General features: G+C 31.2%; 28 protein-coding genes, 2 pseudogenes and 1 riboswitch. Of the genes and pseudogenes, 5 read left to right on the forward strand and 25 right to left on the reverse strand.

The window, feature by feature from the left end:
• Position 1 precedes the first annotated feature (1 nt).
• From TTHE_RS11300 to TTHE_RS11330, 7 genes are all read right to left on the reverse strand, one after another.
• Entirely contained in the window at positions 2-1,372 is a 1,371-nt protein-coding gene (locus TTHE_RS11300) for a cobyrinic acid a,c-diamide synthase CobB (protein ID WP_013298701.1), read from the reverse strand.
• Positions 1,287-2,165, reverse strand: coding sequence for an ABC transporter ATP-binding protein (locus TTHE_RS11305; protein WP_013298702.1), 879 nt, complete (start codon positions 2,163-2,165; stop codon positions 1,287-1,289). The genes TTHE_RS11300 and TTHE_RS11305 overlap by 86 nt, the downstream gene beginning before the upstream one ends.
• Positions 2,166-2,167: 2 nt before the next feature.
• Positions 2,168-3,157: a FecCD family ABC transporter permease gene (locus tag TTHE_RS11310; RefSeq protein WP_013298703.1), complete on the reverse strand. Its 990-nt coding sequence runs from the start codon at positions 3,155-3,157 to the stop codon at positions 2,168-2,170.
• Between the two features lies 1 nt (position 3,158).
• Entirely contained in the window at positions 3,159-4,073 is a 915-nt protein-coding gene (locus tag TTHE_RS11315; protein ID WP_196793682.1) for an ABC transporter substrate-binding protein, read from the reverse strand.
• Between the two features lie 213 nt (positions 4,074-4,286).
• Positions 4,287-4,458, reverse strand: a riboswitch (cobalamin riboswitch).
• A 376-nt stretch (positions 4,459-4,834) separates the two neighbouring features.
• Positions 4,835-5,497, reverse strand: coding sequence for a hypothetical protein (locus TTHE_RS11320; protein WP_013298706.1), 663 nt, complete (start codon positions 5,495-5,497; stop codon positions 4,835-4,837).
• Between the two features lie 10 nt (positions 5,498-5,507).
• The gene (locus tag TTHE_RS11325) at positions 5,508-5,774 is read right to left on the reverse strand and encodes a hypothetical protein (protein WP_013298707.1); all 267 of its coding nucleotides are present in this window, start codon (positions 5,772-5,774) and stop codon (positions 5,508-5,510) included.
• 267 nt (positions 5,775-6,041) lie between these two features.
• Complete coding sequence (locus TTHE_RS11330) at positions 6,042-6,896, reverse strand: Rpn family recombination-promoting nuclease/putative transposase (protein WP_013298708.1); 855 nt, start codon at positions 6,894-6,896, stop codon at positions 6,042-6,044.
• A gap of 176 nt (positions 6,897-7,072) precedes the next feature.
• Here TTHE_RS11330 and TTHE_RS11335 point away from each other — a divergent pair, with 176 nt between their 5' ends.
• The gene (locus TTHE_RS11335; RefSeq protein ID WP_013298709.1) at positions 7,073-7,513 is read left to right on the forward strand and encodes an HTH domain-containing protein; all 441 of its coding nucleotides are present in this window, start codon (positions 7,073-7,075) and stop codon (positions 7,511-7,513) included.
• A 109-nt stretch (positions 7,514-7,622) separates the two neighbouring features.
• Here TTHE_RS11335 and TTHE_RS11340 read toward each other — a convergent pair whose 3' ends face one another.
• From TTHE_RS11340 to TTHE_RS11355, 5 genes and pseudogenes are all read right to left on the reverse strand, one after another.
• Positions 7,623-8,423 (reverse strand): sigma-54-dependent transcriptional regulator family protein, encoded by an 801-nt coding sequence (locus TTHE_RS11340; protein WP_013298710.1) that lies wholly within the window; start codon positions 8,421-8,423, stop codon positions 7,623-7,625.
• Positions 8,424-8,550: 127 nt separating this feature from the next.
• Positions 8,551-9,186 carry a hypothetical protein gene (locus TTHE_RS11345; RefSeq protein WP_013298711.1) on the reverse strand — a complete coding sequence of 212 codons (636 nt, stop codon included), beginning with the start codon at positions 9,184-9,186 and terminating at the stop codon, positions 8,551-8,553.
• A gap of 145 nt (positions 9,187-9,331) precedes the next feature.
• On the reverse strand, positions 9,332-9,463 hold the full coding sequence (locus TTHE_RS14855) for a hypothetical protein (protein ID WP_013298712.1): 132 nt from the start codon (positions 9,461-9,463) through the stop codon (positions 9,332-9,334).
• Positions 9,464-9,624: 161 nt separating this feature from the next.
• Positions 9,625-10,326 carry a hypothetical protein gene (locus tag TTHE_RS11350; protein WP_013298713.1) on the reverse strand — a complete coding sequence of 234 codons (702 nt, stop codon included), beginning with the start codon at positions 10,324-10,326 and terminating at the stop codon, positions 9,625-9,627.
• A 262-nt stretch (positions 10,327-10,588) separates the two neighbouring features.
• A pseudogene (locus tag TTHE_RS11355) lies at positions 10,589-10,780 on the reverse strand (hypothetical protein); the annotation flags it as partial.
• A 122-nt stretch (positions 10,781-10,902) separates the two neighbouring features.
• Between TTHE_RS11355 and istA the strand changes: the two are divergent.
• Positions 10,903-12,375, forward strand: a complete 1,473-nt coding sequence (gene istA, locus TTHE_RS11360; protein WP_013298514.1) for an IS21 family transposase — start codon at positions 10,903-10,905, stop codon at positions 12,373-12,375.
• A complete protein-coding gene (gene istB, locus TTHE_RS11365) occupies positions 12,372-13,118 on the forward strand; it encodes an IS21-like element helper ATPase IstB (RefSeq protein WP_013298715.1) in 747 nt (248 codons plus the stop codon). The genes istA and istB overlap by 4 nt, the downstream gene beginning before the upstream one ends.
• Before the next feature lie 283 nt (positions 13,119-13,401).
• On the opposite strand, the gene TTHE_RS11370 is transcribed toward istB, so the two are convergent.
• The 11 genes from TTHE_RS11370 to TTHE_RS11420 form a co-directional block, all read right to left on the reverse strand.
• The gene (locus tag TTHE_RS11370; RefSeq protein ID WP_013298716.1) at positions 13,402-14,046 is read right to left on the reverse strand and encodes an ABC transporter ATP-binding protein; all 645 of its coding nucleotides are present in this window, start codon (positions 14,044-14,046) and stop codon (positions 13,402-13,404) included.
• Between the two features lie 12 nt (positions 14,047-14,058).
• Entirely contained in the window at positions 14,059-14,841 is a 783-nt protein-coding gene (locus TTHE_RS11375) for a hypothetical protein (RefSeq protein ID WP_231292650.1), read from the reverse strand.
• A gap of 17 nt (positions 14,842-14,858) precedes the next feature.
• On the reverse strand, positions 14,859-15,659 hold the full coding sequence (locus tag TTHE_RS11380; RefSeq protein ID WP_013298718.1) for a hypothetical protein: 801 nt from the start codon (positions 15,657-15,659) through the stop codon (positions 14,859-14,861).
• Entirely contained in the window at positions 15,652-16,476 is an 825-nt protein-coding gene (locus TTHE_RS11385) for a hypothetical protein (RefSeq protein ID WP_013298719.1), read from the reverse strand. Before TTHE_RS11385 ends, TTHE_RS11380 begins: the two co-directional genes overlap by 8 nt.
• A 98-nt stretch (positions 16,477-16,574) precedes the next feature.
• On the reverse strand, positions 16,575-17,279 hold the full coding sequence (locus tag TTHE_RS11390; protein ID WP_013298720.1) for a hypothetical protein: 705 nt from the start codon (positions 17,277-17,279) through the stop codon (positions 16,575-16,577).
• 15 nt (positions 17,280-17,294) lie between these two features.
• The gene (locus tag TTHE_RS11395) at positions 17,295-17,930 is read right to left on the reverse strand and encodes an ATP-binding cassette domain-containing protein (RefSeq protein WP_013298721.1); all 636 of its coding nucleotides are present in this window, start codon (positions 17,928-17,930) and stop codon (positions 17,295-17,297) included.
• 14 nt (positions 17,931-17,944) lie between these two features.
• Positions 17,945-18,745 (reverse strand): hypothetical protein, encoded by an 801-nt coding sequence (locus TTHE_RS11400; protein ID WP_013298722.1) that lies wholly within the window; start codon positions 18,743-18,745, stop codon positions 17,945-17,947.
• Position 18,746: 1 nt separating this feature from the next.
• Entirely contained in the window at positions 18,747-19,535 is a 789-nt protein-coding gene (locus tag TTHE_RS11405; protein ID WP_231292651.1) for a hypothetical protein, read from the reverse strand.
• A gap of 2 nt (positions 19,536-19,537) precedes the next feature.
• Positions 19,538-20,350, reverse strand: coding sequence for a hypothetical protein (locus TTHE_RS11410; RefSeq protein WP_223814635.1), 813 nt, complete (start codon positions 20,348-20,350; stop codon positions 19,538-19,540).
• 107 nt (positions 20,351-20,457) lie between these two features.
• Positions 20,458-20,862, reverse strand: coding sequence for a hypothetical protein (locus TTHE_RS11415; protein WP_013298725.1), 405 nt, complete (start codon positions 20,860-20,862; stop codon positions 20,458-20,460).
• 260 nt (positions 20,863-21,122) lie between these two features.
• Positions 21,123-21,824: a GAF domain-containing protein gene (locus TTHE_RS11420; protein ID WP_013298726.1), complete on the reverse strand. Its 702-nt coding sequence runs from the start codon at positions 21,822-21,824 to the stop codon at positions 21,123-21,125.
• Positions 21,825-22,055: 231 nt separating this feature from the next.
• Here TTHE_RS11420 and TTHE_RS11425 point away from each other — a divergent pair, with 231 nt between their 5' ends.
• The gene (locus TTHE_RS11425) at positions 22,056-22,613 is read left to right on the forward strand and encodes an RNA polymerase sigma factor (RefSeq protein WP_013298727.1); all 558 of its coding nucleotides are present in this window, start codon (positions 22,056-22,058) and stop codon (positions 22,611-22,613) included.
• The gene (locus TTHE_RS11430) at positions 22,610-23,362 is read left to right on the forward strand and encodes a DUF4367 domain-containing protein (RefSeq protein WP_013298728.1); all 753 of its coding nucleotides are present in this window, start codon (positions 22,610-22,612) and stop codon (positions 23,360-23,362) included. Before TTHE_RS11425 ends, TTHE_RS11430 begins: the two co-directional genes overlap by 4 nt.
• 290 nt (positions 23,363-23,652) lie before the next feature.
• On the opposite strand, the pseudogene TTHE_RS11435 reads toward TTHE_RS11430, so the two are convergent.
• Positions 23,653-25,113, reverse strand: a pseudogene (locus TTHE_RS11435) (amino acid permease).
• Between the two features lie 164 nt (positions 25,114-25,277).
• Positions 25,278-26,417 carry a THUMP domain-containing class I SAM-dependent RNA methyltransferase gene (locus tag TTHE_RS11440; protein ID WP_013298730.1) on the reverse strand — a complete coding sequence of 380 codons (1,140 nt, stop codon included), beginning with the start codon at positions 26,415-26,417 and terminating at the stop codon, positions 25,278-25,280.
• Positions 26,418-26,445: the final 28 nt, after the last annotated feature.

Consider the following 26,445-nt stretch of genomic DNA (forward strand, 5'->3'; position numbering starts at 1 on the left):
CTTATACATCTCCTGCAGCATAATTTTTGCACTTACCAATAAACCTATTAACAGCATTGGGATATGAAAACAAATTAACATGGACGTATGTTGCTAAACAATTTTTGTATACATATCCACATAACCAATTTTCTTTAGAATTGGGCTTATGAACATCATACGCAAAATTATTAAACTCCCCTGAAACTTTCGAATTATGAAAGACGTGACCCATCGCTACATCCCCTTTTTTAAATAAAACATTATCTTGCAATACATCTGCTTCAACATATCCAAAATTAATTAATCTTTTCGTCATGATTGCATCTAAATCAAATACTCCTATCATTTTGTGCTCATTCCCGTCTAAATCTATTATCCTTTTTGTGAGATACATAAGTCCACCGCATTCGGCGTATACAGGCATTCCAATATCAATATTGTGTTTTAATAAAGATAACATGCGGACATTTTGACTAAGTTTATCTGCAAATACCTCTGGAAAACCGCCACCTATGTAAATCCCTGATATATCTTTTGGAAGAGCTTCATCGTGTAAAGGACTAAAAGGCAGCAATTCCGCTCCTGCTTCTTTTAGTGCATCAAAGCTATCTTGATAATAAAAATTAAATGCTTCATCGTATGCAATAGCAATCTTGACAGTTTCTCTTGTCTTTGCTGTCACTTTTTCTTCAATTAGATCATCTTTTTTGAAATTCACATCGCATACATCGAGAATGCCCTCTACGTCTATAAATTCTCCTATGCTATCGTACAAAATGCTAAAATTGTGATTTTCCTTTATCTCAAATATAGGCATAAGTCCAAGATGCCTTTCAGGCAAACTAATCCTATCATCATGCGGAAGATAGCCAAATGCCTTTATGCCTAAATCTCTTTCGATACATTCTTTTAAAAGCTTGTAGTGCTTTTCACCGCCAACTCTGTTGAAAATTACGCCTGCAATCTTTACATCTCTATCGTATTCTATATATCCTTTTATTAAAGCAGAAACACTTGCAGCCATTCCGGATGCATCAACAACAAGTACAACAGGTAAATTTAAAAGTTTTGCCACATGTGCACTGCTGCCGTAGCTTGTATTATTGATTCCATCGTACATCCCCATGACGCCTTCTACTAAAGCCACATCTCCAGATAAAGCGTGCTTTAAAAAGGACTTTTTCACATAGTCATCTCCAAGCATGTAGACATCCAAATTGTAGGCAGAATTTCCAGATGCAAACCTGTGGTATGCCGCATCTATGTAATCAGGGCCTATTTTAAACGGAATGACTTTTTGCTTTTTAGAAAGATATCCTATTATGCCAATAGTAATTGTAGTTTTTCCTACACCAGAATGGGTTCCGGCTATCATAAATGCTTTGCACAATTTTCAAATCATCCCCTTGTCTTTTTGAAATAACAATAAGCGGTGTATCTGTAATGGGATTTCTTATTACATCTGCATCCACAGAAAAAACCATCTTTATATTTTCTGCAGTTATAACTTCATTTGGCGTCCCTATAGATGCGATCTCTCCATCCTTCATAAGCAAAATAAGGTCACAAAATTGAGATGATAAATTGATGTCATGGAGGACGGCAAAAACGATTATGCCCTTTGCAGTCAATTGTTTAAGTATTGAAAGCAATTCTATCTGATATTTTACATCCAAATGTGAAATCGGCTCATCCAATAGCAAAATCTTAGGCTCTTGAGCCAATGCCCTTGCGATGTAGACCCTTTGCCTTTGCCCACCGCTTAATTCATTTATATATCTATCCCTCAAATTCCACGTATCAGTGAGCATCATTGACTCTCTGACAATGCGAAGATCATTCTCCGTCTCCTTTTGAAATCTCCTTAAATAAGGTATCCTACCCATCATCACTATATCAATGCAACTAAATTCGAAATCAGAGTACATATCCTGTGGCACATAACCTATTAATCTTGCTTTCTCTCTTGAATTCATGCTGCTTACATTTTTCCCTGCTATGTAGACATTTCCCCTATACGGTTTTAAATACCCCGATATATTCTTCAAAAGCGTAGTCTTGCCGCACCCATTGGCTCCAATAATGCCAACCATTTTAAAGCCATCTATGTCAAAATTTATACCTCTCAAAACTTCAATTTTGCCATAACTAAAATGCAGATCTTCAACTTTTACGATGGACATGGCTATTTTACCTCTCTATTTTTATTTTTTATAAGAAGGTAGAGAAAGAAGGGCCCTCCAAAAGCTGCCGTTATGATTCCAACCGGTATCTCTACCGGTGCCATTGCTATCCTGGCTAATGTGTCAGCAAGCACTAAAAATGAAGCACCTAATATGCCACTAAAAGGCACTAAAGTCCTGTTATCAGATCCTATAATTAGCCTTGATATGTGTGGCACTATAAGCCCTACAAAGCCGATGATTCCTCCTACTGAAACAGAAGATGCCGTTATCATAGAACCTACAATCAATATGATTTTTTTTACTCTTTCTGTATCAACCCCTAGGTGTTCAGCTATCTCTTCTCCTGTCATAATAACATTCAAATCTCTCGAAAATGTGTATAAAGCAATACATCCTATAATTATTATTGGCATTGTATAAAAAACCTGACTCCAGGTGATCAAGTTAAATCCACCCATGGTCCAAAAAACTATCTGGGACATCTCATTATGATTTAAAAGCATCATGAGAGAAATAATGGAAGACATAAAAGCGCTTATGGCAATCCCCGCAAGAAGCATCGTCTGCATAGATACGTTTGGGCCTTTTTTAGATAGCATATAAACCACGTAAATCGTTACAAGCGCTGATGCAAATGCCATAAATTGAAGTCCAAAAAGTCCTAATCCTAATACAATTGCAATCGATGCGCCAAAAGCAGCACCTGATGATATACCCAAAACATAAGGATCTGCCATTGGATTTCTTAATAACCCTTGAAAAAACGTACCTGTGACAGAAAGTCCCATTCCTACAACGGCAGTCTCAATTATCCTTGGAAATCTAAGCTTAAACAATATCATACTGTTTGTCTCGCTACCACTGCCAAAAATGATTTCAATAATGCCTTTTAATGGTATCCTAACTGCACCCACTGATGCAGAAAACACCAGTGACGCAATCAAAATTAAAAATGATATAAAGAAATATATGTTTCTCTTGATTTTCAATTTATTTAAATGCCTCCGGGTGCAAATCTTTTGCAATTTCTTCTAATCCTAAGACGATTCTGTTTGATGGCTTAGTGACAATGTCATCGTTGGAGATTATAAATATTTTGCCATCCTTTGCTGCCTTTGTATCCTTATAACCCGGCATATTTTTAATGTTATTAGCATTTGTGGCATGTTGTGATGTAATTATCACGTCAGGATTCTTCTGCATCAATTTTTCCATGCTGTACTGTGCCCATCCGTTTGCATCACTTGCTACATTATTTCCTCCAGCCAATGTAATAAGCTCATCAATAAACGTGCCTTTGCCAGCCGTCCAGTTTCCATTTGTATCAACAACATAAAACACATTTACTTTCGGTAAATCTTTGACTTTATAATTGATTTCTTTGATCTTATCTTTCATCTTATTTATGATCTCATTACCCTTTTCTACATTACCTATGATTTCGCCTAATATCTTTATTGAGTCATATATCTGGTTTATGTTTTGAGCTTCTAGTACAACGACCGGTATACCTGATTTCTGGAGGGTCTCCATTTGATCTTTTCCAGAAAGATTTGACGCAAAAACTATATCAGGCTTTTGTGCCAATATAGCTTCAATATTAGGCCCTTCATATCCTCCAACTTTTGCAACGCTTTTTACCTCTGGGGGATAATTATCGTAATTGGTAACGCCGACAACATCCTTGCCTGCACCTATTGCATAAATTAATTCTGTTGTAGATGGGGATAACGACACGATTCTTTTAGGCTCTTTTTTTATCGTTACTTGTCTACCCATGAAATCAGTAATCTTTAATGGAAATGTGACTTTAACTTCAGTTTTCGTCGTATTTTCATTTGTTGCTGTTTTTTCTTGAGTTTTTTGAGAGCATGAGACAAGACTTAATGAAAGCACTGCTATCATGATAAAAACTACAATATTTTTAATCCACTTTTTCACTTAGATCATCTCCTTAGTGCATTTACATCTCTCAATTTATTCCCCCAAAACTATTTTTTACAACTGTATTCTAATCAGCACAATTTGTCGCTACAATAAATTAAGGCATACCGAGAAGGTATGCCCCATATTTTTCAAAGCAAATATGTACCACATTACCAACCTCCCCTCCGAAGGTGTTTTTCACATCTTAAGGCAGGTCTCCTGGCTTGCGATTCATCTTTAGCTCAACCTTCCCGGTTTCACCAGTGGTATTTTGAGCCTCATCATCGCTTACAGTAGCGGGGGCTGCAGCGGCTTCTCACCGCTTTCCCTATTAACCTTTCGGACCTTAAGACTATATTTAGTTTAACTATATTATATCTTTATTACAAAATTGCGTCAACGTAAATTTTTAACCTTTATTTGCACTAATTTGTCATGAATCTATCATCTCATCCTGTATAAATTTTTACTACTGTAATATCCAATATCACAAACATGATGAATACCGCTAAAATAATTGAAATCAAAATAAATGCCTGCAAGATAAACTCCCTGTATCTTTTCATCCTAACTCTGCCTCCAATTTTAATAAAGCAAACTATATTTCATTCCTCTCCACATATATAGACAAATTTCTTCTCGTTTTGTTACAGTTTCTTTAAAAAAAATTTTTATGTATAAAAAAATAGCCCAAAGGGCTACTTATCAAATGAAGCGTGTAGTATCAAAAGCATACTGTTTTAATGAGCTTCAAAACGCAAATCCGATGTAATCTCGAAACTATCATAGTAAAAGTACAATACTCCTGATTTAGTATCCAAGAAAAACAGCTCATTAGTCATATAGTTAGTTCTAAAAGAAGTCGAACCTTTTTGCTTAGTATTTGTATATAAATAATAGTATCCATTCTCTTTTACTTTTGGAAATGGGTATTTTACCACAAGCGTTAAATTAGATTGTGGCAGTGATTTTGCTAATGAGTACGGTATCACTGTGCCAAACTTCCATCCTTTTCCCTCAGCAGCTTTTATGAAATCATCCATTTGGGACTTATTGAACTTCATAACGATATAATGTAGCTCTTGGTCCCTATCACCTGTATAGTTATTCTCCAGCACATTAACTGATCTTGGAATGTAGATGCCAGTTTGGGAAGCAACAAAATATTGAGGCCCAGAAAATATTTTCGAAAAAATCAGTATGCACAATCCCAAAGTAAAAAGAATGCCAACTGTTATCCCCCACCATTTTATGAGATTTCTATTTCCAGATCGTCTCCATTTATAAACTGAAAAACCAAGCCAAACAATCATCAATACAGCTATATTAATAAGAAATAGTTCATATATGTAGACCATGCGATTGCCTAAATCTCCTAAGTATAATTGCGTATGTAAATTCATTATCATCACCTCACATCATATAGCGAATGTAGTAGCTGTTAAATAATGATACATCATCTGACAGCGAACCTTGCTTTGATCTTTGAGCTTGAATAAATTTTTTAAAGTTATTGACATCTTTAAGAAATCTGTCATACTCAATAGCACTCTTTTGCTCTGCATCAATTGATGAAATCTTTGGTAACATATTGCTGGTAGGAACCGCAAAAGCAGAACTAAAACTTGAAATTGTAAAAAGCACAACAATTAGAAGCAGTGAAACTAGTTTTTTTAACATACTTTACATCTCCTTTTTGTAGTCAATATGCTTCTCGGTACCAAAAAGCATATTAACTACGATTTTATCTGCAGAAAATGGCGCCAATTTCTGTTAATGTTATTATAAACCAATTATCCTCATCTGGGAAGGTGCTAAATTAGGTCAATTTTTCTGTCATACTTTGTCAATCCTTGTAATATATTGTCGAAACTGTGACCGTTTTTCGGTCATAAATTAACTTTATAAAAAAAGGCAGGCATTTAGCCTGCTTATTATCCTAATTTATCAATTTTTTATCTCCTCTTTTGATAATTCTGTAATCTCTGCTATTCTGTCGATGTCCATACCTTCTTTTAACAACTTTTTTGCAATTTTTATGCTTTTCTCTTTTTCGCCTTTTTCAATACCTTTTTCAATTCCTTTTTCAATACCTTTTTCAATTCCTTTCTCAATGCCTTTTTCTATTATCATTTTGTATGTTTCTGATTCTTCAATCCTAAACATCCTCATCACCTCCGAAAAAACTTTCTCAATAACTTCTCTTTTAAAAATTATACCTGACAATAATTCAGCCTTAAATGCTATGTCTTTCTTCTTGTTTATGTCTAATGGAATATCTTTTATAGCCTCAACACATCTTTCCAAATATTTTTCTCCTTCTTCTTTCCTTCTATTTTGATCCATCAGCGGAAGAAGCGAATACAAGTCATAATAGTCTGTCTTTAAAACATCAGTATATTTTATGTCACCAACATTTATTATCCTGTATTTATAGTCTAATGTGTTTTGTTCTCCAAAGTCATAGCTTAAGCTATTTTTCATTTTCATATTGTCTTTTCCTATATAAATTACTATCTGATATGGTAAGAGACTATGCTTTTCCATTATCTCCAGGGAATATCTTAGCATCCTGTAAGGCATTTTTTCGTCATTTTCCGATTGAAATTCTATGTGCACAGCCACATTTCCTTTGTCTGTTGTGCATTTAAATATCATATCGCTGTCTCTGCGTTCTACTCTTGCAAATTCTATATTAAGTTCATCGATTTTCGTGTATTGTAGTCCCAAAAAATAGCTCATTATGTCATCAGCCATATCTGAAAAAATATTTTTCATAGTTATATCGTATTTCTGGCTCATATTTCTTCCTTCCGTTTCTCTTCATCTTACATTTATTATATCATACGAATATTAAAAATACAGATTATTGCTCTAACATTTTTATATCAAAATTTTGCAACAATAAGTCTTCTTGCTATTATGCAATTTATATTGTAAAATCTTATTAAATTAAAATAAAGAAAGGAAAGCGGTACATGAAAATTGCAAAATATGATAGTGAAGGAATTAGAAAAAAATTACTGGACGTAATTGACAAATACAAAATCACATTAAACACTTTAAGTAAAGTAACAGGTATTGATATTAATTGGCTTTCAGATTATATAGATGGGAAAAGACAAATAGACAACCTATCAGATAATTTAAAAAGCTTCTTTTTTACCGATTTAATCTTTCTTCTGTCAGATGGAATGGAAATTGATAAAGATGAAAGAATAAAAGGAGTTATTGATGTACTAGTACAAATATTCGACCTCAAATATGAAACTATATCACTTTATGCAGGATTAGAAAAACAAGATATCGAAAACTTTATGAATGACACTAACTCAATTAACTATGAAAAAAAGTATAAGTTAGCAGCTGCTTGTATGATGCTTCATTATATATTCAAACAGCCAATAATATATAAATAATCGACCATCTAAAAATATTTTACCCTAAAGCAACGATTTTTTATTGCGCTTTGTCACTTTGTGTAATATATTGTCGAAACCGCGATCGTCTTTCGGTCATAGATAAATTTTATAATAAGTTCCCATAAGTATCTATTATTCTATTATTTATTGCTTTCATCACAATCCCCAAATCGTTATTTACGTTAAATAGTTCATAAAGTTTCTCTATGTGTCTACGCAATGTCCTCTCTGAAATCCCTATTTCTTTCAACACAATTTTTCTTTCATATTTGCATGCCATTTTAGATAATATCAATCTGTCAATATAATCAAGCTTTGAACTCAACAAATCATCTTTTTCATGCATAAGCCACAGACATTTTTCAATATAATCTGCAATCTTCCAAAGTATCACGCTGTCTTGTTTTAAACAATCAATGTTCATCACTGACATATCGAGATATGCAATTATTTCTTTTTCATGATAATCTACAATTGGTGTTGCAGTGCAGTACCAATTTTTAAATAGATGACAATAATGTTCTGTTCCACATATCTCTATTTGCCTTTTTGTCTTCATTGCAATATTTATTGCATTTGTGCCGCAATCTTCAACCCTTAGGCTGACACCTTCTACAAAATGCAATCTACTAAAATAGTCCTTTAGTTTTTGGTCGTATATCAGCTTTATTACATATCCCTCTTTATCACACAGTACAAAAAAATATCCTTGTTTTAAGAGATTGGCAAATACACCTTTAGAATTGAAAATGATGTCAAGTATGTAAATTATGCTTTTATAATCTTCTTTTCGCCTATTCAACTCTCTTTTATCAAGTATTTTATTAAAACTATTTTTATTTGGGTCAACACCTGAAAGTTTTGATTCTCCAATCGACATAATCAATTCCTCATTAATATTATTCATAATCGTACCACCCCCAAAACTTTTCTCGCCGAATTACCTCTCCATAATATGAAACAAATTTCGCAGGAATTTGTTACAGTTTTTAAAAAAATTTTTAAGTATAAAAAAATAGCCCTATTAAGAGCCATCAATACATTTTTATATCAAAATTTTGTAGTAATAAGTCTTCTTTCCCGCCGTCCCATTTTATTATCAATTTTATAGGCTTTTTGATTGAATCTAATATTTTCTGCCTTTCATCTGCATCTATTTGAGAGAGATTGGGTAGCCAAGATGAAGCACCAACATATATAATATTATCTTTCATCTTATAATTCGGATAATTTAAATCTATTTTCTGTTGAATTGGTGTTCCAAAATATAACAATCCCGAAAATATATAAGGTTCAAGGCTTTTATCTAAAAAAGCTATTATTTTAACATTTTTTAATACCTTATCACTTATATTTTCTATCTTTATAGAATAACGTAATGAAGTATATTTATTTGAATCTTGCATATCTTTTAAATTTTTTGTGATCGTAGAATTATTATTTGATATTTGTAGCTTTTTCCCAATCTCAATCGTTGTATTGATTTTAAAATGTTTGCTTTTCGTCGTATAATTCAAATTAGGTGCATCGTTTGTTTGATACAGATAAACCTGAAAATGACTTTTCTTATAGCTGTAGTAATCATAATATACAAAAAGACTCAATACAACTACTGCTATTAAACATAAGATTATTATGCGCTTAATTTTTATAAAATCACCTCCAGCCATATTCTTCAGTTATTCTATCCCCCATATGATAGTTATACTCGGCTTGTTGCGTGATCCAATTCTCATCATAGTAATGTGTTGCAGCATCAATATGAATGATGAATATACATTTCACAATATACAACTTATTTTGTCTTTATCATTTTCATTGACCTGTATATATTTTCACAATTATCATATCAAATATTACTATTATAGTAAATATAACTATAATTGCAAGTAAAATTATGGCCAATGCCAAAAGTACATATGAAATAAATTTTTTATATTTTCTCATTTAGCATCATCTCCTTTCACTTTATAATATCATTATTTTGCAAAAATGCTTATAATACAAATATTAGTAAAATCGTAATCATCAATAAAATATTGATTGATTAAATTTTACTAATATTAAAAGATGAAGATGATAACAACCTTAAGAATAAACAATAATGTCTATAATTTTTTTATCCAACCATCTGCTCGATTATTTATATCGCCCCATACTCCTATTTCGCTAGCACCTAATGTAACTGACCCTTGATACAAGACACTAAATGTTATATCTGCACTCGCATAAGCTCTAGTTCCACCTATCCCCCAACTGTGCAAGCCGCTCCACGAAAGACTCAATACTGGAATAAAATTGCGTGTTGTGACTGCATCACATCCTTGAATTCCAAGAATACTGTTTCCATCGTGTGAATAATCTACCCAAACAACATTTTCAAGTATAGCAATACCGAATATTTCAATATATTTTGTATAAGTTGCTCTTCTATATTGAATTGCTAGGTTAGATTTAATTAGAGGATTAAATTTAATGTTTTGATTAGTCTCATTCAACATTATAGATATGTCTCCATTTTCCAAATATTTCGTTTCTCCGGGCTCTAATTTTTCCGTCAACGCTTTAGCCATTAGATCTGCATTATTCAGATATGAAATAAACTTTTCTTGTTTGTCTAGTGGAAGTGATTTGATTTGTTCAACAAATTTAGATGCTTCTTCTTTATTTGTATTTTCTTTTATCCAAGTCATATAACTACTAATGTTTGTAATTTTGTCTTTGGACACATCGTTAGCAAAAGCAAAGCTAAAACTTGAAATTGAAAGAAGCACAGCTACTAGAAGCAGTGAAACTAGTTTTTTTAACATACTTTACATCTCCTTTTTTTGTAGTCACTACGCTTCTCGGTACCCAAAAACATATTGACTACGATTTTATCTGCAGGAAATGGCGCCAATTTCTGTTAATGTTATTATAAACCAATTATCCTCATCTGGGAAGGTGCTAAATTAGGTCAATTTTTCTGTCATACTTTGTCAATCTGTGTAATATATTGTCGAAACCGCGACCGTTTTTCGGTCATCAATAAACTTTACAAAAAAAAGACAGGCATTAAGCCTGCTTATTATCTTAATTCATCAATTTTTTTATCTCCTCTTTTGATAATTCTGTAATTTCTGCTATTCTGTCGATGTCCATACCTTCTTTTAACAACTTTTTTGCAATTTTTATGCTTTTCTCTTTTTCACCTTTTTCAATACCTTTTTCTATTATCATCTTATACGCCTCAGATTCTTCAATTCTAAACATCCTCATCACCTTGTATATGCTAATATAAAAGTGAGCCAAAAAGTGGCTCTGTGCTAACGAAAAAGTGATCCACTTTTCATAAAAAACCTGTAAAATTTATTATACAAGATAAATTTTACAGGAGGTTGGAAGGTGTGATTATCGACGTGAATTTATACCAAAAGATTAGAGAAATGTATACAGTACATCAAATGTCTCAAAGGGCTATAGCAAGGGAATTAAAAATTTCAAGGAATACTGTAAGAAAATACTGCAAAGGTGACAATGTTCCTTGGGAGAGAAAAGAATATTCCCGTGAGCCTGATGTCTTAACTCCTGATGTTATGGACTTTATCAGACAGTGCATTAAAGAAGATGAAGCAGAAGGAATAAAAAAACAACGACATACAGCCAGAAGAATATATCATCGTCTAGTAGAAGAAAAAGGGTTTAAAGGTGGAGAATCCACAGTAAGATTGGCTGTACAACAACTTAAAGATGAGATGCCAAAAGCATTCATCCTACTTCAATTCGACCCTGGAGAAGCAGCACAAGTAGATTGGGGTGAAGCTACTGTGTACCTTGACAACAAAAAAGTTTCTATAAATCTTTTCTGTATGCGACTCTGCTATAGTTGTGATATTTTTGTAATGGCATTTTATCGCCAAAATGAAGAATCATTTTTAGAAGGTAATATAAAAGCATTTGAACATTTTGGTGGTGTACCCCACAAACTAATTTTTGATAATGCAAGAGTTGCAGTAAAGGAAGGTTTCGGGACTCATGCCAGGCCTCAAGCCCGTTATCAAGCATTGAGTGCACATTACGCATTTAAAATGGAATTCTGTAATCCAAGTAAAGGAAATGAGAAAGGACTGGTTGAAAATCTGGTAGGCTGGGTAAGACGCAATATTTTAGTTCCTGTCCCAAGAGTAAATGATATTGATGAGTTAAACCAAATTCTTATGACAAACTGCTTGAAATACCGTTCCCATCAGATACGCGGCCATGAACAGACAGTCGGCCAAATGTATGAAATAGACAAATCATTATTATACTCACTTCCTAAATATGTATTTGATTCGAGCAAAAGCATATCAGTCAGTGTAGACGAGTATTCAACAGTGCGCTTTGATAGAAACAATTATTCAGTACCAGTAAAATATGTAGGCAAAAATGTCAGTATCAAAGCATATGGGAATATATTAACCATCTTTTATCGTGGACAGGAAATTGCTAAACATAACAGAAGCTATGGTTCCAACAAAACAACTTACAAACTAGAACATTACATAGATCTATTAGAACGAAAACCCAGAGCTGTATTCAATGCGAAGCCCGTAAAGGACCATGTCAAACAAGAACTATTAGAGTGGGGACAAACACTTCCGGGTGGAGCAAAAGACATGGTAAAAGTTCTGAGACTTTGTGTAGACTACGGTTCAGACAAGCTTCTAGAGATAAAAAAGCAAATTCCAGCAGGTGTTACACCTACTGTTGATTTAATCCGCAGTTATCTAATAAAGCACAGCATACCAGAAAAAAGTACACAAAAAATTATAGACACAGTAAATGTAGAAGAAGTTGATTTAAGTATATACGATAGACAATACGGGGTGGCACAATGAGTGAAATAAATGTAGCTAAAGAAACAATAAAACTTTATGCCAAACAGCTGAAACTGCCTACTTTTGCACAATACACAAGTATTATTAAACGCATGGATAGCAATATGGGATATGAGGAATTTCTCATAGAATTAATGAAAAAAGAAGTAGCTTCCAGGCAAGAAAATCAGCAAAAGCGTCGCATACACAAAGCGGGATTTCCTTACCTGAAAACCCTTGACGAATTTGATTATACCAGACTCAAATACATCGAACAAGCCTTTATATGGGAACTTGCCACATGTGAATTTATATCCAAGCGTCAAAATGTCATTATGATAGGAAACACTGGCACAGGCAAAACTCATATTTCAATAGGCTTAGGGCTAAAGGCTTGTAAAGAGGGGCATAACGTAAAATTCTATACCGTTGCAAATCTTGTAACAGAACTTACAGAAGCACAAGAGTACAAAAAGCTTCTAAAACTTGAAAAACAGCTAGAAAAAGTGGACCTGTTAATTCTAGATGAACTATCATATCTATGTTTTAATAGGAACCAAGCTGATTTATTATTCAGGATAATTTCGGATCGTAGTGAAAAAGGAAGTGTAATAGTATCTACGAACCTTGAATTTTCAAGATGGACAGAAATGTTTGAGAATACTACTATGGTTGCAGCATTAGTAGATCGTCTAACCTTCCGTTCACATGTATTAAATATGAATGGAGAATCTTTCAGGCGTGATAATTCGCAAATAGAGTAGATTATTATCCGCTCAGATGGTCACTTTGCAAATACCGATTTTAGTAATTATTTTTAAAAGAACACGTATCAACCATGGGAAAAGTCCTTTAGTAATGGCTCAAAAATTCATTAGCACATGGATCACTTTTTCAATAGCAAAAGTGGTTCAAAAATTCATTAGCATGTGGCTCAAATTTCTATTGACATTCACATCCACCTCCGAAAAAACTTTCTCAATAGCTTCTTTTTTAAAAATTACACCCCAATATGAATAATGAAAATAATGTGTTCAAAATCAGAATTTATAAAACTTTGACTAATGTACTATTATCAAATTCAAATACTTCATCACATAGTAATCTAATGTCTTCACTTATATGACTTGCAATTAATATTGTTGTACCATTTTTCTTGAGATTAAAAAGCAAATTTCTTATATTGATAACACCATTTTTATCCAGACCATTAAATGGTTCATCCAATATTAAAATTTTTGGATTTTCCATTATTGCTTGCGCTATTGCCAGCCTCTGTCTCATTCCAAGTGAATATTTCTTTACTTTCTTATTGCTATCATTTTCTAAACCAACTAATTTTAATACATCTTTTATCTCTTTTTCACCTATAATATTCCTTATTGATGCTAAATATTTCAAATTATAATATCCGGAATAGTCATCTAAAAATCCCGGACTTTCTATAATAACTCCTAAATCAGGCGGAAAATCTATATCTTTTCCTAATTTTTTATTGTGTATAAAGACATCGCCGTCAGTAGGTAACATTAGACCAGACAGAATCTTAAAAAGGACCGATTTACCACATCCATTATAGCCTGTAAATCCGTAAATTTTCCCTTTTGTCAATTCAAAATTTACATTCTCGAATATAACTTTATCTTTGAATCTTTTGCTCAGATTTGAAACTTTTATAACTATTTCATCCATTTTATCAACTCCTTAATCAATATCGATAATTGTTTCTTTATTTTTGATTGTCAAAAGGATAAACAAAATACTAAATATAATATTAAAAGCGAAAAATAAATATAATGGCAAATGGTTATAATTGTTAGAAAGAACATTCAATTTTGTTATTAAAATATGCTCGCCTAAGTAAAAATTCAATTTCGGCAGCGAAAAATTTAATATGTAAATAACGAAGACAACAACAAATCCTATATAAAGTTTTCTTGTAATTCTTGTAATATATAATTGCACCATAGAAATAGTAAATGTACCTATAATTTGTGCAAAATACATATTAAACAATATCCTATATATAGAGTACAAATTTTTGTTGTATTTTGTATAATCATAAAATACATTGCTTATCCATGTGCCACTAAATATTAAACTTGATATTCCGTATAAAACCACATCATATATGAAAAAAAACATCACTATGACTATTAACATCGAAATAATATTCGATGTATAAAATAATTTATTGTTCATTATCCTTGGCAAAGTAAATATAGCATTTTTCCCCATCATATTATCCATATACATTTCTATTACCATGGCTATCATAATATAAGGAAAAAATGCCAGCATCGTCTGTATTATGTTTATATTTTCTATATTATAGCCACCAAAAGATAATACAACCGAATCAAGTATCGTTATATTTTGAAAATAGGAATTATAAACAACATTAAATATTGATAATGCTAAGGATAAGAAAGCAAAGATAAATAGCTTTTTATATATATATCTTAGGTTATAATTGAAAACTAACAATCCCAACTTATTCATTTCTATTTCAAAACAATCTCCTTTAAATTATATTTTAACAAAATATGTATGGCCACAATCATAATTAATAGGTGAAAGTTGTTAGCCACAATAAACTCTATTAGATTATAATTTGAATTAAACGAAAAAATATATATATTTCCAATATCGAGTAAATTAATAACGGGTATGTTTCTTAGATTCAATACTACAGTACTTATAAACACTATAATTATGCTTATAGCTAAACTTAAACCATAATTAACTGAAGTAAATCCTATAGCTAAAGCCATCTCCAACATGCCCAGCACAATTAAAGACAAGTTAAACCTTATATAATAAATAATAATGCTGCTAAAAGGTGTTAAATTTTTTGCAAACAAGGTGTACAAATCATCACCATTAATTGCGCTGCTGCTCCAATTGGGGCTATAGCCAAGATTTAGATATACGCCAATATAAACGCTGAAAATAATTAAAACCAAATAGATAATGCTTGTAACAAATATCAATATATTTTTTGATATAAGCCAATTTATTTTATTATCTAATCTTGTATGAACAAATGGTGTTATATTGCTATCATTACATACATTGTAAATTAATAATAAAAATGTTGTCAAGAAGAAAATTCCATATATATAACGGCTTCCTAATAAGTAAAACACTCCATTCCAAAAATTATCTTCTCTACTAAATACATTTGTCTTTATAGCCAAATACGGAAATATCATCATGTATAAAAAAATAATATATATACTTTTTTGCTTAACAACTCTTTTTAATGTAAAGTTTACATAACCTTTTATAATACGTTTATCCATTCTTTAGCACCACTTTATAGTTTATATAGTATGTTATTATTCCTATTGCCAATAATCCTAAATTAAGAATGATAAAATGCAATATGTCATAGCTTTTATTGTAAAAAAAATTGTAGGCATTTGTCATTGAATAATTTTGATTAATATTAAATATAGCTATTTCATAAATTATAAAAAATATATATGGCAAAGTGTAAATAATGTATTTTTTATTAAAAAAACTTGTAATACCAGCAGAAAACCCCGCAAAAGAAAATCCTAAAATAAAATGCATTATAAATACAATAAATATGTATTTATTTGGATCTTTAAAAAATATACTACTATATAGTCCATCTGGTGCGCCTCTTGAACGCAATATTGATACTGGTAAAATCTCATTTCTTGCAACCAATAACAAAATTATATAATAAATTAATTCGGGCAAAACCAATGCTATTCCACCCATGATACCATTCACAATAAATTTGATATGATGATATTTTTTTAAACCTATTCTGGATATACTGAAATAATTAAATTTTTTATTCCTCTCGTATATATATGAATAAGTAAAAGGTAAAATTATCATAAACACAAAAAAAGTCTTAATAAGATAATAACTCTGACTCCAAATTAAATACGCATTCTGTCCAGGTCTTATTACATTTTCATAATACAACTTTTTATCTGATATATCTGGTGAATTTATATTGGCAAATGCAGCCGGTTTTAATATGGATTGATACGCAGACAAAAATAATAATAAAAGCGAAACTAATACTACGAATAATAATTTTTTATCAAATAAGGCTCTTTTAAATTCCTCTCTCAACATATTTACCACTCCAGATTTTTTATTATGTAAAATAACTCACAAAGAATTTGCTCATATCATGAAAAAGATTTTTGAAAATTAGCATTTAATATGCGGATCTATTTATATTTTCTTAATACTTCGTTTTTTATGCTTTCATACCTATTTGCAACATCACTATCTGACGTTATTATATCCAAATCTTTAACATCACCATATTTTAACCCTTGATTTATTTTTTTCTCATCTACTGCAATAACTTCGCCTATATCTTTTAACTTGTACTTGCCATAAGGCACCGAAGTAAACAAAAAACTAATGCCTTCATTGTTTTTATAATGATATCCCTGTGGAGCCTTTATCTTCCTTAAAAAAACGATATATTCATCGTTGTTGTGCATAAAATTGTAACCCCATTGAGAATAAAATGTTTTGTTATATACATCAAAAAAACAAGGTTCATAAATATATACATAATTTTTGCCTTTTAAATCATTTCCTTTGTATATCTTAACAACATTTACTTTTGTATACAATGTATTATTTAATGTTTTCCTATCATCTTCTGCCCTCACTTTTAAAATATAATCAGATTTAAGTTCAAGATCTGATAGGCTTTTTATATTTTCCACATAAAAACTTTTATAAAATGCCCTATCGGAATCAACATCTCCCACAACTATTTTATAATCATCTATATCATTTGAAATTCTAGAAAAAGAAACATTGTCTTTGTATGAAAACTTCGTAAAAATTCCTACCACAGCACCGATTACAACCAAAGATACGACAATCGAGAGCAAAACCTTATCTAATTTTTTCATTCAACACACCTCTTTTTATGATTGTATTACCGAACCATCGTCAACTTTGTATTTAACATCTGATAATATATCTATGTCATCTTTGTTGTGGCTTGCAATAAGTATAAGCGCCCCCCTCTTCTTTTCTTCTATCAATATTTCTCTTACAAGCTGTACGCCATTTTCATCAAGTGAATTTGTAGGCTCATCTAGAATTATGATATCAGGTCGTTCCATAATAGCTTGAGCAATTGCAAGACGTTGTTTCATTCCTAAAGAATATTTTTTATATATTCTTCTGTCATCTGGATCTAGACCGACTCTTTTTATAGATTTTCTAATATCTTCATCACCTATTATGTTTTTTATTGATGATAGAACTTTTAAATTCTCAAAACCTGTATAATGATCCCAAAACCCTGGTGATTCAATTATTACGCCTATACTCTCTGGAAAAGATATATCTCTATGCAGAACTTTATTATTTATTGTTATCGTACCAGACGTCGGCTTGATCAAGCCACATAACGCTCTAAAAAGCATTGTCTTTCCAGACCCATTTCTGCCAAAAAAGCCGTATATTGTACCCTTTTCAAGATTTAGATTAATACTTTTTAATATCTCATTTTGTCCTATATTTTTGCTAAGGTTTGTTACTTCTAAATATCCCATTCTACATTGCCTCCTTATATTATATCTTTATGTTGAAACACATATATTCCATAAATCACAATGATAAAACATGATAAAATTAAATATGAAATTGAATCAATTATTGAAAAATTCTTTATGCTAAATTCAAACATGTACAAATTATTATACATGCTATTCATACTGTGCCATGCCAAAATTCCATGGCTAACTGGAAGTAGCTTTAACAAATAAATTTTCATTTTGAAATATTCATAAATGAATGAAGACAGCAATAGTGAAAATATATCTACAAATAAAGCTATCAGAAAGCTGTATATTACATCTATTTTTAACGATAAAATATTTATTATCAATATATATTCATAATTTAACAGTACCGTTAATATAAACATAGTCAGTATTAACTCGATTCCTTTGTAAATATATAACATTTTATATCCAACAACAGTACCAATTATGTACGTTATTAAAAACATTATAAAGTAAAATAAAATGACAAATTTAAATAAATCGTAAGTCTTGCCAATAACCCATTTGCCTCTTCTATTAGTACGAGTAAAAATATAAACACCATTCTTGTCTAATTCACCAGCAACAAATTCCTTTAAAATCCACATCAATGTCATTTGAGGTAAAACCCATTTTAAAAATGGCGTTACATATTTAATAGTCCTAATATCTACAAAACCGTATACTGCAAAAAATAAGCCTTCCAACGAATTAATTCCATATAAATTTGTTAAATAAACATTGTATAAACCAAGCAAAATAGCAATTACTAAACCGTATATTATTATTTTTTTATTCATTTCGTTTTCTAATAATTTCCTCATATTATTCACTCCAATATATATCCATACGCTTACATACATAATATCCATAAATATATAGAATTACGTAAATCAATAAAAACCATAATACATAAATCAAATCCATATAATTGAATGCGAATCTATTTGTATTGAATTTGTATACAAGAACCATATAATATTCTACTGATCTTATCTTCAAAGAAAAAATCTGCTGAAATGAAAACTGCTGGATTACGTATACTAACAATATAATGCCATACGTTAAAACATATCCAATCCACGTTTTTTTTATGATTAGTGTAAATATTTCATAAAGCAGTGAAAAAATTAAGAAGCCAAGTAATTGTAACAAAAAACCTGTAAATAAAAATATAAAAAATCTTGAATCTAATTTTTCACCGTTGCCGCTAAAAATTACATTTACAATCATCACTAAATTAATTATTGTTACATATATAAATGAATACAAAAACATTCCAAAATTTTTATCTCTCCACCATCTTTTTATGTCATTGTACTTGAGTATTACTTTATACCTATCAAAAATATCAATATTAAATTCTAAAATTGATAAAAACAACGGAATGATAACCAAAAGCACAATGTTTACCTTAAAAAAGTCATTGTACATATAATATAAAAAGTCTTTATTTTGCACTCTATTTACTTGGTTCATAAAATCTCCGCTGTACTTTAAGGCATTGTATATGCCTAAAACTATCAGTATAGATATTATCAAATACAATCTCTTACTTTTTAACAACATCTTTATCATCAAACTGTGTATTATTTTCATTATACCTGCTCCCATCGCTATTTAACTATATCTATTTCATACTTAAACCCCTTTAAAATAATTATCGAAAGACTTACTGATAGCAATAATACTATCCATAGCACTAACACTATATATGAGCCTTTGGATAAACTGTATAAATACTGCTCTATGGAATATTCGTAATAACCTGCAACCGAAAGTACAAAATTTAAAATTTGAAGCACTATAAACATTCCTGCTATGACAAAAACTCTGCTCTTATTAAATACAAAAAATAGAGAATAGCCAAATAGTGCAAATAATGACGCAAATAGACTATCTAAAGCCATATATATAAAATCATATAATAGTGGCCATTGGATTCTCACAAAATCAAATAAATACTCCTTTTGATAACCTAAATCAAATGGAGGTAATGCTGAATTGTTATCAAATCCGACTAGTGGAAAAGCAATAAAAGTCAGCAATTGATTTATCAGCAATGGTATAAAAAATGTAAAAAAAGTCACCAAAAATATTACTATACATTGCGATAATATGTAAATTTTTTTATCCGTTCTTGTTAAGATGTTTTTATAGGTACCAAGTCTAGCATTTGTATAAAATGAATCAGAATATATTATTGTAGCAAATACCGGCAGCAATATGATTTCAATATTTAGCAACAAACTGGAATAATTGCCTCTGACAATGCCTGATTCATATGCTGATCTAACAAAGCTTAACGGATGGCCGTAAAAAATATAACATGTCAACAAAAATGCACTTATAGATATTAAAAACAATGCCATAAAAACAATTTTAAATTCTTTTCTATTAATACAATTTTTTAGCTCAAATAAAATCATATTTCTCAAAATATCACATCCTTTTTTTTAGCATAATTTGCAATTTATCAATTCCAAATTTATAAAAATTTTATAAAAAATGAAAAGTATACCTTTTGATAGTGATATTATCTAAAATCTACTTTTCCAGAAACAAACGCATATCCCGTGCTTAGACGAGCATTTTGCATGCCCATTTTTATTTGATCGCCTTTGTATTTATGAATGGTTGGTCTGAAATTTATAGTAATAGGATAATTTGTCACTTTTTGATTGTAATTATCTGATATCCTGGTACCATCTTGTGTAACAACCCAGAAATCGGCACTATCTGTATTATCTAAAGCAGTTACTTGATTTTTTATATAATTATCATTTGTTTGTTTATCATGTACATTCGTATAGTTGTCGCCTTTAAGCCTTGGTAAAGAATATGCTACATATGATTCATAATCTGCAAAAACAAAATTAGGTATTATTATTGTCAAAGAAAGCAAGATCGCCAATATTATCTTCCCTAAATATCTTTTCATTAACAAACCGCCTCCGTTTGTTGTTTATCAAAAGGTATACTTAAATTGAAGATAATCATAATATCTTAAGGTATTACCGGTAATTACCTTATCTTTAAGATAAGACACTTATGCAAACTTGTCTACTGTCCAAAAGTATCAATTTTATCTAAACTTGAACCTATTTTTGTACTAAAGTACAAATCAAGAACAAATTTTGTACTTTTGGATAGTTATATGACTCCAATTTTTGTGGCTTTATATATGCAATCTCTTATAGATTATGCATTAAATATTTTTCTTAATTTATTCTTGTGATATTTTACATTGCTTATTGAAACATGTATTCTTTTTGATATCTGGCTATCTGTATACCCATATGCCAATAAATTTAATATCTCAATGTCAATCACATCTAATCCATTTAATATTTCTTTTGCGCTTAATTCATAATAATCTGATTCTATGGTCTTTTTTAAAAAGAGTAATAAAACTTTATGTACATCATTTATATCATTACAAGTCGTTATATCTATTACTCCTAAAATATTTGAATCTTTATCAAATATAGGAGCAGCTATGCATGACAAATCTTTAAAACATTCTATATAATGCTCTTTTTTTCTTACGATTGATATCTTGCCAGTATTTAATACCATTGAAATGGCGTTTGTGCCAGCGTTCAATTCATCTAAAGCCATCCCACTTTTCATTAAATAGTTTACCTCTGCAGATTTATCAAATGATTTTGTCTCTAAAACAATACCATTTTTATCTGTTATAATAAGCATGCTGTCAGTTAATGCTATTGTTCCATCTAATTTACCTACTATATTTTTAAATGCATCAGCCAAAAGATTATCTTCTAATTGAACAGGATTAATATTAGGTGTTATTGATTTATTAAGTCCGCTTTTTAAACACCTTCCCCAAGATCTTTCAAATATATCTCTATCTTTATCAGCGCTTACGATTTCAATCATCTCTCCTCACCTATAATATCTTTATTCTAATGCCCATAAAATCAAATTTATTTTTCTTATATATTTGATGAACATATCCACTCCCAAAATATATAACAAATTTATTGATTATTTCGTTACAGTTTTTATAAAAATTTTCGTTAAATATCTTACAGAAAAAGTTTTATGATATAATCTTTTTGACATGTTTTAAATTTTGTTCATAAGCAATGGACGAGGGAGGGAAGAAATTTGCTCATCTTATTTGACACAATTACAGACGAAGGTCAAAGAAAAAAAATCGAAGATATGTATGTAAAGTACAGCAGAGATATGTTTAAAGTTGCATACAACATTTTAAATGACTATCAATTGGCACAAGATGCTGTCCAATCCGCTTTCATAAATATTATCAATTACATTGAAAAAATTTCTGATTATGACTGTAACAAAATAAGGGCATTAGTTGTTATTATAGTTAGAAACATCTCAATAAATATGTACAATAAAATAAAGAGGCAAAAAAATTTATTTATTGAAGATGCGGATGAATTTTTCCATGATGACTCAGAGCCGTTTGACGAGAAGATAATAAACAGTGACATTTTTAGAAGAGTATCTGAAAAAGTAAAGGAGCTAAAGACAGAGTACGCAGACATTATTTCTTTAAAATACTATTACGGATACTCAAATAAAGACATCGCAAATCTTTTAAACATCACGGAAGACAATGTAAGAGTAAGACTGTATCGTGCGCGGCAAAGCCTTAAGAATGCTTTATACGAGTATAAAGGAGATGTTGAAATATGAAAGACCTTTACAATGAAAAGCTAAAATCTGAAAGCAAAATATTTGAGGCATTACTGGAATATGCAGGGGCTTGCCATGTAAACAACATAATTAATGAACTGGAAGAAGCCAATAGTGAAGAAATACCTTATCCTAAAGAACTAGACATTAAAATTAGAAAGATGTTAAGACATCACAAAAGAAAAGAAGCAGTCAAAAAATTCTTCATCTCAGCAAAAAAAGCTTTCCCAAAAGTAGCTGTATTCTTCTTTGTGGCTTTTATAGGTTTTACTGTGGCAATAACAACTGTTTCTGCATTTAGGACTCTCGTCTTTAACCTCATAATAGAAATCAAAAAAGATTATACAGACATAAAATTAAAAGAAAACAATGAACCCAGTACGTCTTCTTCCACATCCATGATTCCATCCAACTGGGATAATGAATATTATCTTTCATACGTGCCACATGGGTTCAAGATAAGCAAGGTAGAGTCACAGGAGATAACAAAAATCATTCAATATACAAATGACAAAGGCGATTTCATAATTTTCAGCCAAAGCTCTAACGAAAACACTGACATGATGGTTGACACAGAAAATGCTATCACACAAAAGATTGATATAAACGGCTATGAGGGCATTTTAATCCAAAAAAACGGATTAAACACCGTCGTTTGGAGAAAAGATAATAATTTATTTTCCTTAATGTCTAAAATCGATAAGAATGAACTTGTAAAAGCTGCTGAAAGTATAAAATTAAAAAAATAATTTATTTTTAGTGTAACAAAATACTTACTTATTTGTCTATATATTATAGAGAAAAATAATATAGAGGGGATTTAATGTTGAAGAAGAATTTTATAAGAGCTGTTTTAATATTTTGCCTCATAGTATTTGTGAATTTTGCAGTATTCTACGGTATATTTTCTCTATATACGGCAGTTCATCCTTAATTACTTATTGGGGCATACTGCTATATATAAGCATGACTAACAGGTACAATACATATTAATTAGTCATGCGTGCAAAAAAAGCCTTGGTTGTCCAAGGCTTTATCGTCATACTTCTTTATAAAGGCTTTCCACTTTGACACCTTTATAGTCATTTTGTGCTAGCTTGCTGTGCCTATATCCATAAAAGAAATATATGATAATCCCCAACACAAACCATACTATAAACCTTATCCATGTCTCCAAAGGCAGCGAAATCATCAAAAATACAGTTGAAGCAATGGATAAGATAGGTATTAAAGGCACAAATGGGCATCTAAATTTTCTCGGCAGATCAGGTTTTGTATATCTTAATACAATGACGGCTATTGATACAAGAACGAATGCAAACATAGTTCCTATATTCACAAGTTTTGCAAGCTCATCAATCGAGAAAAATCCTGCAACAAGTGCTGCAAATAATGCAACTATTATCGTGCTTGCAACAGGCGTTTTGTGCTTCTCATGAAGTTTTGAAAGAAATGGCGGCAAAAGTCCATCTCTTGACATAGCAAAGAATATCCTCGTCTGTCCATACATCATTACCAAAAGAACCGTCGTTATTCCTGCTATTGCACCGAAAGAAACTAATCCTGACGCCCAGTTTATGCCGAGGCTGGTTAGCGCAAATGCCACAGGTTCAGGCGTATTAAGTTTTGTATACGAGACAACACCTGTCAGTATTGCAACAACGACTATATACAAAAGTGTGCTGATACCTAATGAACCTAAAATTCCTATAGGCATATCCCTTTCAGGGTTTTTTGTCTCCTCAGCCGCAGTTGACACAGAATCAAACCCAATGTAAGCGAAAAATATTATTGCAGCGCCTGAAAATACCCCTTTCCAGCCATATGGCAAAAATGGTTTCCAATTAGAAGGATGAACGTGCCATACAGCAACAGCAATGAAAAATAGCACAACCATTATCTTAAAGATGACTGCAATATTATTTATTATAGAACTTTCTTTAGTGCCAAAAAGTAAGATTATTCCTAACAGCAAAACTATGCCAATAGCGGGTAAATTTATAATTCCACCATGTGCAGAACTTGCTGAATTTGCAGCCCATACCGGTATATTCACACCGAAGCTATGAAGCAGATTTGTGAAATAACCTGACCAGCCAAGTGCTATCGTTGGTATAGCAAATGCATACTCTAATATCAAGTCCCAGCCTATTATCCACGCGAATATCTCACCAAGTGCCACATAACTGTAGCTATACGTAGATCCCGCTGCTGGAAATGTCGATGCAAACTCTGCATAACTCAATGCAGCAAAAGAGCAAGCAATACCTGAAAGAATAAACGACAATATAAGACCTGGTCCTGCATATTTTGCGGCAGCAACACCTGTCAAAACAAAAATACCTGTTCCTATGATAGCGCCGATTCAAAAAAGAATGAGGTCAAACCAGCTAAGAGATTTTTTCAAAGCGTGATTTTTGTCATTTACATCTTCTATTATCATGTCAAAAGATTTTTTTCTTAATATATTTGAATTTCCTCCATTTTTCTTAAAAGTCATTTAAAAGTATCCCCCAGTTTTTTTAATTGCAATTAATTAAAATGCATTTTTTGTTGAATTTAAAACAATTTATTATATTATAATTAAAATTCAATAACGCTGCAAATAATTTTTTATAAATGTTAAAATTTTTTTATAAATACAAAAAAAAGACGCTTAAGCGTCTAAATTTTCCTTGTAGGCCTTGGCCCAAAATATTGATAATAAGTGGTTTTTATCATGCCGTTGTAAAGCTTTCTCCTTTTTGTTGCTTTTTTACCAAATAACTTCTCAAAATTTTCATGAGATGTTATTATATAGTATGACCACGTATTAAGACTTGTAAAGACTCGCCCCATTTCTCTATAAAGCTTTTCTACTTCTTGTATCTCACCCATCCTCTCGCCATAAGGTGGGTTGCATATTAAGATTCCATACATATCATCTGTTCTCAAATCTTTTAACGGTTTCTTGGCAAATTTTACGTATTGATTAACACCTGCTTTGTGTGCATTGTTAATGGATAACTTAACTGCAGATTCATCAATATCATATCCTCTTATATTGAGTTCAACATCCATCTTAATTAAACTATGAGCCTCTTTTCTTGTATCAAGCCACAATTTCTTCGGTATCTGTCCCCATTTTTCTGATGTGAATTTGCGATTCAATCCGGGTGCAATGTTGGCGCCGATTAAAGCAGCTTCAATGGGAATAGTTCCTGAGCCACAAAATGGATCTATGAGTGGCCTATCATATCTCCAGTCACTAAGCATAATCATGGCAGATGCTAAAGTCTCTCTCAAAGGCGCTATATTTGACATGACTCTATATCCTCTTTTGTGCAATCCTTCTCCGCTGGTATCTATCATAAGCACTGCCTTATTCTTCATCAATGAAAACTTTATTTTATAGAGAGGCCCATTTTCATCAAACCATTCCTTTTTATACTTTTTCTTAAGCCTCTCAACAACAGCCTTTTTTATTATTGATTGGCAGTCAGGTATGCTATGCAAATTTGATTTCAGTGAGTACCCATCAACGGGAAACTGGCCATTTTCTGGAATCCATTCTTCCCACGGTAGCGATCTTACTCCTTCAAAAAGTTCGTCAAACGTAGATACCTCAAATTCCCCAATTTTAACATATATACGCTCTGCAGACCTTATCCACATGTTAGCTTTGCATATAGCGGATATATCACCAATAAATGTAACTTTTCCATCTTCAACCTTTATGCCTTCATAACCTAAAGATCTTATCTCTTTAGCCGCCACTGATTCAATCCCAAAAAGTGTAGGTGCTATTAATTCTATCTTAGACATATCACTATCTCCCATTTATTAATTCCAA

The organism is Thermoanaerobacterium thermosaccharolyticum DSM 571 (assembly GCF_000145615.1).
Classification (GTDB): Bacteria; Bacillota; Thermoanaerobacteria; order Thermoanaerobacterales; family Thermoanaerobacteraceae; genus Thermoanaerobacterium; species Thermoanaerobacterium thermosaccharolyticum.

Bases quoted from the DNA above. Each gene is read 5' to 3' on its own strand.
- TTHE_RS11305 (WP_013298702.1), bottom strand. From the start codon at position 2,165: ATGTCCATCGTAAAAGTTGAAGATCTGCATTTTAGTTATGGCAAAATT.
- TTHE_RS11395 (WP_013298721.1), bottom strand. From the start codon at position 17,930: ATGGGATATTTAGAAGTAACAAACCTTAGCAAAAATATAGGACAAAAT.
- TTHE_RS11330 (WP_013298708.1), bottom strand. From the start codon at position 6,896: ATGAGCCAGAAATACGATATAACTATGAAAAATATTTTTTCAGATATG.
- TTHE_RS11340 (WP_013298710.1), bottom strand. From the start codon at position 8,423: ATGAATAATATTAATGAGGAATTGATTATGTCGATTGGAGAATCAAAA.
- TTHE_RS11440 (WP_013298730.1), bottom strand. From the start codon at position 26,417: ATGTCTAAGATAGAATTAATAGCACCTACACTTTTTGGGATTGAATCA.
- TTHE_RS11390 (WP_013298720.1), bottom strand. From the start codon at position 17,279: ATGAAAAAATTAGATAAGGTTTTGCTCTCGATTGTCGTATCTTTGGTT.
- TTHE_RS11350 (WP_013298713.1), bottom strand. From the start codon at position 10,326: ATGTTAAAAAAACTAGTTTCACTGCTTCTAGTAGCTGTGCTTCTTTCA.
- TTHE_RS14855 (WP_013298712.1), bottom strand. From the start codon at position 9,463: ATGAGAAAATATAAAAAATTTATTTCATATGTACTTTTGGCATTGGCC.
- TTHE_RS11400 (WP_013298722.1), bottom strand. From the start codon at position 18,745: ATGAGGAAATTATTAGAAAACGAAATGAATAAAAAAATAATAATATAC.
- TTHE_RS11370 (WP_013298716.1), bottom strand. From the start codon at position 14,046: ATGGATGAAATAGTTATAAAAGTTTCAAATCTGAGCAAAAGATTCAAA.
- TTHE_RS11345 (WP_013298711.1), bottom strand. From the start codon at position 9,186: ATGGCTGGAGGTGATTTTATAAAAATTAAGCGCATAATAATCTTATGT.
- TTHE_RS11380 (WP_013298718.1), bottom strand. From the start codon at position 15,659: ATGGATAAACGTATTATAAAAGGTTATGTAAACTTTACATTAAAAAGA.
- TTHE_RS11320 (WP_013298706.1), bottom strand. From the start codon at position 5,497: ATGAATTTACATACGCAATTATACTTAGGAGATTTAGGCAATCGCATG.
- TTHE_RS11335 (WP_013298709.1), top strand. From the start codon at position 7,073: ATGAAAATTGCAAAATATGATAGTGAAGGAATTAGAAAAAAATTACTG.
- TTHE_RS11325 (WP_013298707.1), bottom strand. From the start codon at position 5,774: ATGTTAAAAAAACTAGTTTCACTGCTTCTAATTGTTGTGCTTTTTACA.
- TTHE_RS11385 (WP_013298719.1), bottom strand. From the start codon at position 16,476: ATGTTGAGAGAGGAATTTAAAAGAGCCTTATTTGATAAAAAATTATTA.
- TTHE_RS11415 (WP_013298725.1), bottom strand. From the start codon at position 20,862: ATGAAAAGATATTTAGGGAAGATAATATTGGCGATCTTGCTTTCTTTG.
- istB (WP_013298715.1), top strand. From the start codon at position 12,372: ATGAGTGAAATAAATGTAGCTAAAGAAACAATAAAACTTTATGCCAAA.
- TTHE_RS11430 (WP_013298728.1), top strand. From the start codon at position 22,610: ATGAAAGACCTTTACAATGAAAAGCTAAAATCTGAAAGCAAAATATTT.
- TTHE_RS11420 (WP_013298726.1), bottom strand. From the start codon at position 21,824: ATGATTGAAATCGTAAGCGCTGATAAAGATAGAGATATATTTGAAAGA.
- TTHE_RS11405 (WP_231292651.1), bottom strand. From the start codon at position 19,535: ATGGGAGCAGGTATAATGAAAATAATACACAGTTTGATGATAAAGATG.
- TTHE_RS11315 (WP_196793682.1), bottom strand. From the start codon at position 4,073: ATGATAGCAGTGCTTTCATTAAGTCTTGTCTCATGCTCTCAAAAAACT.
- TTHE_RS11410 (WP_223814635.1), bottom strand. From the start codon at position 20,350: ATGATTTTATTTGAGCTAAAAAATTGTATTAATAGAAAAGAATTTAAA.